Source organism: Maritimibacter sp. HL-12 (genome assembly GCF_900177545.1).
Taxonomy (GTDB): domain Bacteria; phylum Pseudomonadota; class Alphaproteobacteria; order Rhodobacterales; family Rhodobacteraceae; genus Sinisalibacter.
The window spans coordinates 998711-1008926 of the sequence record NZ_FXBQ01000001.1; the positions used below are offsets into that span (position 1 = coordinate 998711).

Below are 10216 nucleotides of genomic sequence, written 5' to 3' on the forward strand. Positions count from 1 at the left end.
GGGGCAGCGCCCCCCGCCCGGTCGCTCCGGGCAAAGCCCGGGGCGAAACCCTTGCGCCTAGCCCGTCGACCAGGCCCGCGGCTGGCGCATCCCCGCGATCTTGATCGCCTGCTTGACGTAGCCATAGGGAAACAGCGCGAAAAGTTCCTCGCGCCCGGCCTGCTTGCCCTGCGCGCCGCCGAGAAACTTCATCGCGAAGCGCGCATCCGGCATCACCCCGTGATCGGCCTCCTCGGCACGGATCCAGCGGATCAGCTCCCAGTGTCGAGGGGTCAATTCAATCCCCTCTTCGCGCGCGGTGTAGTCCGCGAAATCCTCGGTCCAGTCGTTCGGATCCGCAAGGTAGCCATGCCCGTCCACCCGGAATCGCGCCCCGGACAGCAGCGTCAACGTGATCGGATCTTCGGGAACCGCGCGCATCGCCCTGCCTGCCTAGTCCATCCACTCGAAGGGTCGGGTAAACTCGCCGAGCACATGCTTGACCTCTTCGTAGTCCACCTCGCCGGTGGCCTTCAGCCGCGCCACGAGGCCGAGCTTCTTCGATTCCACCACCTCGGCGACATGGGCGTTGATCCCCGCGCCCTCCAGCGCCGTGTTGTAGACCCGGGTGATCGCATCGCGCCGGAGTTCGGGCTTGAACACCTTGCCCACCGCGGTTTTCGGCAACTCGTCGAGGATGCCGATGTATTTCGGCACTGCCGCGCGCTCGTGGATGTGTTCCCTGGCATAGGCGAGCAGTTCGTCCGACGTCACCGTCGCCCCCGACACCAGTTCGACATAGGCGCAGGGGATCTCGCCGGAGAAGGCATCCGGCTGGCCGATCGCGCCGGCGAAGGCCACCGCCGGGTGCCCCGCCAATACCTCCTCGATCTCGGCCGGGTCGATATTGTGGCCGCCACGGATGATGAGGTCTTTCGCACGGCCGGTGATCCAGAGATAGCCGTCCTCGTCGATCCGGCCGAGGTCACCGGTGCGCAGGTGTGTGCCGGCGGCAAACAGCCCCTTGTTCTTGGCCGCGTCGGTATAGGTGCTGCCGGTGAACACGCCGGGGTTGGCAACGCAGATCTCGCCCACCTCGTCGACCCCGCATTCCTTGAGCACCACGCCGTCACCGTCGCATTGCAGGATCTTCACGTCGGTGTAGGGGAAAGGCACGCCGACCGACCCGATTTTCTTCTTGCCTTCACCCAGCGGATTGCAGGAGACGAGGCAGGTCGCCTCGGTCAGCCCGTAGCCCTCCACAAGCGTCACGCCGGTGGCCTTCTCGAAACGGTTGAACAATTCCACCGGCAGCGGTGCCGAACCCGAGAACGCCACCTTGAGCGACGATACGTCGGCATCGACCGGGCGCTGCATCATCGCGGAGATCGCGGTGGGCACGGTGATGATGAAGTTGATCTTCCAGCGCTCGACCAGCTTCCAGAAGTTGTCGAACACTCCTTCGCCCCGGTAGCCCGCGGGCGTCGGGAACACCACGTGCGCCCCGGCGGTCAGCACCGCCATGAACACCACGTGCACCGCGAAGACGTGGAACAGCGGCAGCGGGCAGATGATGTTGTCATCAGGATCGAACAAGAGGTTCGCCCCGAGCCAGCCGTTGTAGACGATGCCGGAATACTTGTGCTGCGCCACCTTCGGCATCCCGGTGGTGCCACCGGTGTGGAAATAGGCCGCCACCCGGTCTTCCCCGCCATCGGCGAAATCGAGCGTGGTGTTCTGGCCCGCGATGGCGGCGTTGAAATCCTGCACGCGCGCCCTGTGCGTCGGTTTCACCTTGGGCCGGATCAGCGGCACGATGAGGTTTTTCGGGAAGGTGAGGTAGCGGTTGAGATCGACCTCCAGCACATCGGTCACGTTCGGTGCCTTGGCCACCGCCTCATGCGCCTTCTGGCCCACGTCGGTCTTCGGGAAGCCCTTGAGCGTCACCACCACCTTGGCCCCGGTCTCGCGCAGGATCGCACTGATCTGGTCGGCGTCGAGCAACGGGTTGATCGGGTTGACCACCCCCGCGATCATGCCGCCGATCAGCGCGAGGAGCGTTTCGTTCGCGTTCGGCAAGATGAAAGCCACCACGTCGGTCTCGCCGACGCCAAGCGACCGGAACAGGTTGGCCGCCTGCACCGATTTGTCGTGCAACTGCCGCCACGACAGGGTTTCGGCCTTGTCCTTCGGCCCCGACAGGATCTGGAACGAGACCGCATTCTTCGACCCCTGCGCATCCGCCGTCTTCTTCAGAAGCTCGTAGACGGTCACCGGGTTGTTGCGGGAATCCCAGGTTTTTTCATTCTCGACGGCATCGCGGTCGGACGGTTGATCATAGGCATAGCGCGGCATTCGTTCCTCCCCTGCGGCACTTCTGGCCGTTTCGGAAAGGATGGTCGAACTGGCGCGCGCTCGCAAGTCTGACGTGGTCGTAACCCTGCGTTACTCCGCCGCGATTCCGTCGGTGAACTGAAGCCGGGCAAGGCGGGCATAAAGCCCGTCCTCGGCCACCAGATCGTCGTGGCTGCCCTGCGCCACGATCCGGCCATCCTCGAACACAACGATCCGGTCGGCCTTCTTCACCGTCGCCAGCCGGTGGGCGATGATCAGGGTGGTGCGGTCCTTCGCCATTTCGTCGACCGCGTGCTGCACCGCGCGCTCGCTTTCCGCGTCGAGCGCGCTGGTGGCCTCGTCGAGCAGCAGGATCGGGGCGTCGCGCAGGATCGCACGGGCGATGGCGATGCGCTGTTTCTGCCCACCCGAAAGCATCACCCCGCGCTCGCCGACATAGGTGTCGTAGCCGTCTGGGAGCTTTTGCAGGAAGTCATGCGCGGCGGCGGCGCGGGCCGCGGCCTCGACCTCGGCATCGGTGGCATCGAGCCGGCCAAAGCGGATGTTTTCGCGCGCCGTGGTGGCGAAAACCACGGCGTCTTGCGGCACCAGCGCGATCTTGCGCCGGAAATCGGGCCGCGACATCTCGCGCAGGTCGATCCCGTCGATCTTCACCGCGCCCTCGCTCGGGTCATAGAAACGTTGCAGAAGCTGGATGATCGTCGTCTTGCCCGCGCCCGAGGGGCCGACCAACGCCACGGTCTCGCCGGGCTTCACGTGCAGATCCACGTGGTCCAGCGCAAGGTGGTCGGGCCGGGCCGGGTAGCGGAAGGTGACCGTCTCGAAGCGGATGTCGCCCTCCACGGTTTCGGGCACCTTGCGCGGCATGGCCGGATCGCGCACCGCGTCTTCGGCGGTGAGCAATTCCACCAGTCGCTCGGTGGCACCCGCCGCGCGCTGAAGCTCCGACCAGATCTCGCTCAGCGCGCCCACCGAGCCCGCCGTCATCATCGCGTAGATCACGAACTGCACCAGTGCGCCGATCGTCATGCTGCCGCCGGTCACATCGCGCATCCCGACCCAGAGCACGCCGACCACGCCGGAAAAGATCAGCGTGATCACGATCACCGTCATCAGCGCGCGGGTTCCGATTCGCTTTTCTGCCGAGCGGAAACTTTCCTCCGTCACCTCGCGGAACTCCGCGCGCGAGGGCTCTTCGTGGGTGAAGGCCTGCACCGTCTGCACGCTCAGCAGCGCCTCGGAGGCATTGCCGGAGGAGCGCGCGATCCAGTCCTGGTTTTCGCGGCCCAGAACCCGCAAGCGACGCCCGAGCACGATGATCGGCACCACCACGGCAGGCACCAGCAGCAGCACCAGCCCGGTGAGCTTGGCCGAGGTGAGCATCAGCATGATCATGCCGCCGATCAGGATCAGCACGTTGCGCAGCGCCACCGAAACCGATGAGCCGATCACGCTGAGAATCAGGGTGGTGTCGGTGGTGATCCGGCTGAGCACCTCGCCGGTCATGATCCGCTCGTAGAAGGCCGGGCTGAGCCCGATCACGCGGGAAAACACCGCCTCGCGGATATCGGCCACCACCCGCTCGCCGAGCCGGGTGACAAGGTAGTAGCGCAGGCCGGTGCCGAAGGCGAGCAGCACGGCGATGCCGAGCGCGAACAAGAAATACTGGTCGAGCATCACCAGTTCGGACTCGGTGAAGCCATCGACCACCCGGCGCACGGCCACCGGCATGACCAGCGAGATTGCCGCGGTGAAGACCAGCGCGACCAGCGCCGCCCCGAGCAGGCCCTTGTAAGGACGCACGAAAGGCCAAAGTTCGCCCAGCGCGCCGATCCGCTTGGACTTTTCGCGCTCTTCTCTGTTCGCCTCGCCGCGTGGCGCCATTACCGCTATCCTCTCCGTTGCCGGTCAGATAACCGGCACGCAGCCTGTCGGCAAGCACAAGCGCGAAACGGTCACAGCATCAATCCTCGCCCGGCAACTTCCGCACGGCACCTTTGGCGGCGGAGGAGGCCAGCATCGCGTAGGCCTTGAGCGCGGTCGAGACCTCGCGCGTGCGCACTTCCGAAGGCCCCCAGGGCAGCGGACCCTTGGCCGCGCGGCGGCGTTCGATCTCGGCTTCGTCCACCGCGAGGTGGATCGTGCGCGCGGGAATGTCAATTTCGATGGTGTCGCCGTCTTCCACCAGCCCGATCAGCCCGCCCTCGGCGGCCTCCGGGCTGACGTGACCTATCGACAGCCCCGAGGTGCCGCCCGAGAAGCGCCCGTCGGTGAGCAGCGCGCAGGCGGCACCAAGGCCCTTCGACTTGATGTAGGAGGTGGGATAGAGCATTTCCTGCATCCCCGGTCCGCCCTGCGGCCCCTCGTAGCTGATCACCACCACGTCGCCGGCCTTGACCTTGCCGCCGAGAATACCGCTCACCGCGCTGTCCTGGCTCTCGAAGACACGGGCAGTGCCGGTGAATGTCAGGATACTGTCATCCACGCCCGCGGTTTTCACGATGCAGCCGTCCTCGGCGATATTGCCGAACAGCACCGCAAGCCCGCCATCCTTGCTGAAGGCATGGTCGACCGCGCGGATCGCACCCGTCTTGCGGTCACGGTCGAGATCCTTGTAGCGGTTCTGCGTCGAGAACGCCTGGGTGGTGCGCACCCCGCCCGGGGCGGCGCGGTAGAAGGTCTCGACGGCCGGATCGTTCGCGGTCATCACGTCCCACTTGGCGATCGCCTCGGCCATCGTGGCGCTGTGCACGGTAGGCACCTCGCCGTGCAGAAGGCCCGCCCGCAACATCTCGCCAAGGATGCCGAAAATTCCCCCGGCGCGGTGCACGTCTTCCATGTGCACGTCCTGCTTGGCGGGGGCCACCTTGCACAAAACCGGCACTTTGCGGCTCAACCGGTCGATATCGTCCATGGTGAAGTTCACTTTTCCCTCGTGGGCGATGGCCAGGAGGTGCAGCACCGTGTTCGTCGATCCGCCCATCGCGATGTCGAGGCTCATGGCGTTCTCGAAGGCCTTGAAGGAGGCGATGTCGCGCGGCAGCATCCCCGGCTTTTCTTCTTTGTAATGCGCCTTGGTGATCTCGACGATCAGCCGCCCGGCCTCCTTGAACAGCGCCTCGCGGTCGGCATGCGTGGCCAGCATCGAGCCGTTGCCCGGAAGCGCGATTCCCAGCGCCTCGGCGAGCGAGTTCATCGAGTTCGCCGTGAACATGCCCGAGCAGGAGCCGCAGGTCGGGCAGGCGTTCTGTTCGATCGCGAGCACCTGTTCGTCGGTGTACTTGTCATCCGCGGCCGCGACCATCGCATCGACAAGGTCGAGGTCATGGTCGATCACGTCCGGGCTGATCTTGCCGGCCTCCATCGGCCCGCCCGACACGAAGACAACGGGGATATTGAGCCGCATCGCCGCCATCATCATGCCCGGCGTGATCTTGTCGCAATTCGAGATACAGACCATCGCATCGGCGGAATGGCCGTTGAGCATGTATTCCACGCTGTCGGCGATCACTTCGCGCGAGGGCAGCGAGTAGAGCATGCCGTCATGCCCCATGGCGATGCCGTCGTCGATGGCGATGGTGTTGAACTCCTTCGCCACGCCGCCCGCCTTCTCGATCTCGCGCGCCACAAGCTGGCCCATGTCCTTGAGGTGCACGTGGCCGGGCACGAACTGGGTGAAGCTGTTGACCACGGCGATGATCGGCTTGCCGAAATCCTCGTCGGTCATCCCGGTGGCGCGCCAGAGGCCACGGGCCCCGGCCATGTTGCGGCCATGGGTGGATTTGCGCGAACGGTAATGGGGCATGTCGGGGCACTCCTTCGGTATCCCCGCGTGTCTAGCGCAGGAGCGGGCAGAAGGGCAATGACGGCTTCGTGAGCCGCACGGGCGCGCTTGCCGAAATGAGGCCCACACCTTGCGCGCACGAACCTCGGCCCCGGACATCATCCGACTTGATCCCCGTCATCGACAGCCCGCGTGATCGGTGCCATCTCGAAAGCAGGCCCGGCGCACCCGGCTGCCGGCCTGTCGAAAAGCGGAAATGCGATGAAGGTCCTCAACCTGCGCGCCAAACTTGGTATCCTGCGTTTCGGCGTGAAATCAGGCACCTGCACCTCCGGCAAGGACCGCCCCTCAACGCCCCGATGACTGCGCCGGATAAGTTCAACCGGCCCGCCAAGACCCCGCCTCCGCGCGTTTGACACGCGTCGAGTCGGGTTGCTAGGCTTGCCCGGACTTCATCACTTTGACCCGTGCATTTTCGCAAAGAAGGTTTCCTATGCTGCGCCATTTTCGCCATGTTCTCATCGGATTACTGCTCATCGCGCCGTCGGCCGCGCTTTCCCAGATGGACGGACACGGCCCCGATGCCTGGCGTGTCGTCGACGTCGCACCCAATGACGTGCTCAACATGCGCTCCGGGCCGGGAACCGATCACCTCGTGATCGCCACGTTGCCCCCCGACGCCACCGGGCTCCAGCTCGTAACCTGCGTGCCCTACTTCTCGTTTACCCAGTTCCAGTCGTTGAGCGAAACACAGCGGGCAAACCTGCCGCCGCGTTGGTGCCTTGTGGAAGACCCGCAAGACGCCACGTCCGGCTGGGTCTCGGCCCGTTTCCTCGCTGAAGACACCACCGTTGGCCAGAGCCAGGGCGATCCGCTGGTGGATGAGGCGGTGAGGCTCGTGCAGGATCTCTACCAACAACGCCAGGACGCGATGGAGGGGCGGGCGTCCGATCCGCTTCAGCCATCCGCGGCGCGGCGCTACTTCTTTCCCGATGTCGTGAACCGGTTGGCCGAAGGCCCCGGGGCCGACCCGCTCTTCGATGCGCAGGATGCGGAGATCACCGGGTTGGAGGTGTTTCCCGAGCCCGGGAACGAAATGTTTCGCGGGATGATCACCGTACATGCGCGTTTCGAGAATTTCGGAATGCCACAGCGGGTCGTGTTTCGCCTCAGGGTCGATCCCTCGCTCGATCCGCCTGCGGTCCGCATCATGCGGATCGAGCACGACGACTGGACGCTGCCCTGACCCAGTCAGACCATCTGCCAGGCCAGGAATTGGAGCAGGCATGAGCATGAGTTTCACCGAGCGCGCACCGATCGAAAAGGGATTCGCCGAAGTCTTCGGAACCCGGATCGCGCCGCGGCTGAGCGAACTCGAGAACCGACGGCAAGCGCTCCTGAAAACCGCCAGGCGCCACGCCGGCCTTGCGCTGGCGGCCGGTGCCGCGCTCGGACTGCTGTTCGTGACCTTCGGCACGGGCACGCAAGGGATTGGCGGTGTCATCGCGGGCTTCGCGATCCCTCTCGCCTTCGGCGCGGTCGGGGCCCTCCTTCTCTGGCGGCGGCAGGCGGCGAAATGGAGCGGCTCGGTCGCGCGAACCGTGATGCCTGACGTCTGCGATTTCCTTGGCGACATCAGCTTCGATCCCGAGGCGATCAAGGGCTTTCCACTGGAGCGGATGCAAAAACTGGGCGTTATCCGGCGCTTCAGCCGTGCCGAGATTTCGGACCGACTGGAAGGCCGGTGGCGCGATACCCCCTTCGAGATCGTGGAAGCCGAGTTGATCTCGACGAAGGAGCGCCGCGGGACGAGCGACGACCGGCACGGCACCGACAGGTCGGAGACGACGCTGTTCAAGGGGCTTCTCATGCGTGTCGGCGTGCCCGAGCCCATTCCCACCCGCATCCTGCTGGTGCGCAATTACGGGCCGGGCAACAAGCTCATGGAGATGTTCGGTGCCACCGGGCGTGATCTTCCGAAAATCGAAACCGGCCACGAGGCGTTCGACCGGGCCTTCACCGCCTATGCGGCCGATGCCGAGACCGCGCGCAAGGTGCTGGTGCCGGGGTTTCTCGACAGTTTCCTGCGCATCGCCGAGGCCGAAAGCGGCAGGCCCGGAGCGCAAGGGCTCGAGGCCGGTTTTCACGACGAGTCGTTCTTCATGGCCCTTGAGCGTGATGACGATTTTTTCGCCATGGGCCGGCTCACCGTGCCGGCGGACGAGATCGAGGACGACCTGCATGGAGTCTTTGCCGATATCGCCACGGCGCGGCGGATCATCGACAGGCTGCACGGCGACCATCCAGACGACTGAAAGGACAGAAAGATGAGACGCTCGGTAACTTCCTTTGCACGCAACACGGCGCGCGCCCTCGCGGGGCTTGCCCTGCTCGCCACCTCCGCGCAGGCGCAGACCCTGCCCTGCCAGGGACGATACAACGTGGTCTCGGGAACGGTGACCCTCGCCGCGCCGGGGGGCGTGGTGGTGCTCACCCGCACCCGCAACGAGGGCATGGTCGATCTAACCTACGAAGGCTGCGACCGGATCGCGATGGTCGGCCAGGGGGTGCGGATGGACCTTGTCCGCTCGGCCACCTCCGGCTGGACGGCAACGCTCACGGGCGGCGGGGCCACGCGGGTGTTCAACTTCGCGGCCCTCACCCCGCGCCTGATCGACAGCTGGATGGTCGCCACCGGCGGCGGGATGACGGCCCAACGCGGGATGAAGCTCACGCTGGTGTCGGGAACCGAAGGGCAGCCCATGGATTGCATCTTCGACGGCGAGCGCCAGGATTTCTCGCTCGAGAACTCCGCCGCACAGGCGTTTCTCGCGGGCCGGAGCCTGACCCCGCCTTCGGCCGAGTTCGGGCTGTCCGACTATTATCGCGCCAACGAGACGGACCATGACGTGGCGACCGAGTCGCGCGAGGGCTCGACCCGGCACATCAGCTTCCTGCTCGGGACCGGTAACGCGATCCTGCCCGGCACCCGCGAAGCGACGCGCTTTCGCGAGGTCTGCCGCGCCGAGGATGGCGATCTCGACCCACCGCGCCGGCTGCTCAACTTCAAGATCCATCCGCTCGAAGACCCCGACGGTTACGCCGTCTTTGCCCAGGTGATCGACCTTCAGTCCGGCAAGATCCTTGCCCAGGCCGAAAGCGAAGTGACCGGGCGCGATGATGCCGCCTTGTCCCGGGCGATGGCCGACTCGGCCGGGCAACTCGAGGCGGGCGGCACGGAAATCGGCGCGCTCAGCAACGGGCGTGTACCATGATCGGAGACACCACGACAGATTCGGTTCAAGGGACGACTGGGAAGACCGGGAAAATCGAAAACGAGGGACACGCAATGAAACGGACAGTAATGAAAGCGGCCGCGGTGCTGCTCGCAGGGGCAGGCTTCGCCGCGCCTGCAATCGCCGCCGAAGAACAAGTGATGATCGTCTTCGACGGTTCGAATTCGATGTGGGGCCAGATCGACGGCACCGCCAAGGTCGAGATCGCGCGCGAGGTGATGGGCGAACTGCTGGGCGACTGGGCCGAGACGCGCCAGGTGGGTCTCATGGCCTATGGCCACCGTCGCCGCGGCGATTGCTCCGACATCGAAACCATCGTCGCACCCGGAACCGGCACCCGCGACGAGATCCTGGCACGGGTCGGCGCGATCACGCCCACCGGTAAAACCCCGCTCACCAGCGCGGTGGAGCAGGCCGCGATGGCGCTTTCCTACACCGACACGCCCGCCACCGTCGTGCTGATTTCCGACGGGGTCGAAAGCTGTGACCGCGACCCATGTGCGCTCGCCGAAACGCTCGAACAGGCCGGCGTCGGCTTCACCGCGCACGTGGTCGGCTTCGGCCTTGGAGACGCCGACACCAGCGCGCTCGCCTGCATCGCCGAGAACACCGGCGGCCAGTATCTTTCGGCGCGCAATGCCGATGAACTGGGCGCGGCCTTCGCAGCCGTCAGCACCGCCGTGGCCGAACCCGCACCGGAACCGGAACCGGAGCCTGAGCCGGAACCAGAGCCGGAACCCGCGTATGACGTGAGCCTCACCGCGCCTGCCACCGCGCTGGCCGGATCGGAGTTCGAGGTGAG

The 10216-nt window shown here is 65.7% G+C and carries 8 protein-coding genes; 4 read left to right on the top strand and 4 right to left on the bottom strand.

What is annotated here, in order from left to right:
• Window positions 1-57 precede the first annotated feature (57 nt).
• The 4 genes from B9Y97_RS05090 to ilvD all read right to left on the bottom strand — a co-directional run bounded on the left by B9Y97_RS05090 (window position 58) and on the right by ilvD (window position 6139).
• Window positions 58-420: a TusE/DsrC/DsvC family sulfur relay protein gene (locus B9Y97_RS05090; protein ID WP_085525731.1), complete on the bottom strand. Its 363-nt coding sequence runs from the start codon at window positions 418-420 to the stop codon at window positions 58-60.
• Window positions 421-432: 12 nt separating this feature from the next.
• Window positions 433-2334 (bottom strand): acyl-CoA synthetase, encoded by a 1902-nt coding sequence (locus B9Y97_RS05095; RefSeq protein WP_085525732.1) that lies wholly within the window; start codon window positions 2332-2334, stop codon window positions 433-435.
• A gap of 90 nt (window positions 2335-2424) precedes the next feature.
• Complete coding sequence (locus tag B9Y97_RS05100; protein WP_085525733.1) at window positions 2425-4218, bottom strand: ABC transporter transmembrane domain-containing protein; 1794 nt, start codon at window positions 4216-4218, stop codon at window positions 2425-2427.
• Window positions 4219-4297: 79 nt separating this feature from the next.
• Entirely contained in the window at window positions 4298-6139 is a 1842-nt protein-coding gene (gene ilvD, locus B9Y97_RS05105; RefSeq protein WP_085525734.1) for a dihydroxy-acid dehydratase, read from the bottom strand.
• Window positions 6140-6611: 472 nt separating this feature from the next.
• Here ilvD and B9Y97_RS18080 point away from each other — a divergent pair, with 472 nt between their 5' ends.
• The 4 genes from B9Y97_RS18080 to B9Y97_RS05120 all read left to right on the top strand — a co-directional run.
• Complete coding sequence (locus tag B9Y97_RS18080) at window positions 6612-7364, top strand: SH3 domain-containing protein (protein ID WP_176224306.1); 753 nt, start codon at window positions 6612-6614, stop codon at window positions 7362-7364.
• 40 nt (window positions 7365-7404) lie between these two features.
• Complete coding sequence (locus B9Y97_RS05110) at window positions 7405-8433, top strand: DUF3137 domain-containing protein (protein ID WP_176224307.1); 1029 nt, start codon at window positions 7405-7407, stop codon at window positions 8431-8433.
• Between the two features lie 12 nt (window positions 8434-8445).
• Window positions 8446-9393: a hypothetical protein gene (locus tag B9Y97_RS05115; protein ID WP_085525736.1), complete on the top strand. Its 948-nt coding sequence runs from the start codon at window positions 8446-8448 to the stop codon at window positions 9391-9393.
• Between the two features lie 74 nt (window positions 9394-9467).
• A partial coding sequence (locus tag B9Y97_RS05120) for a vWA domain-containing protein (RefSeq protein WP_176224308.1) occupies window positions 9468-10216 on the top strand: 749 nt, incomplete at its 3' end.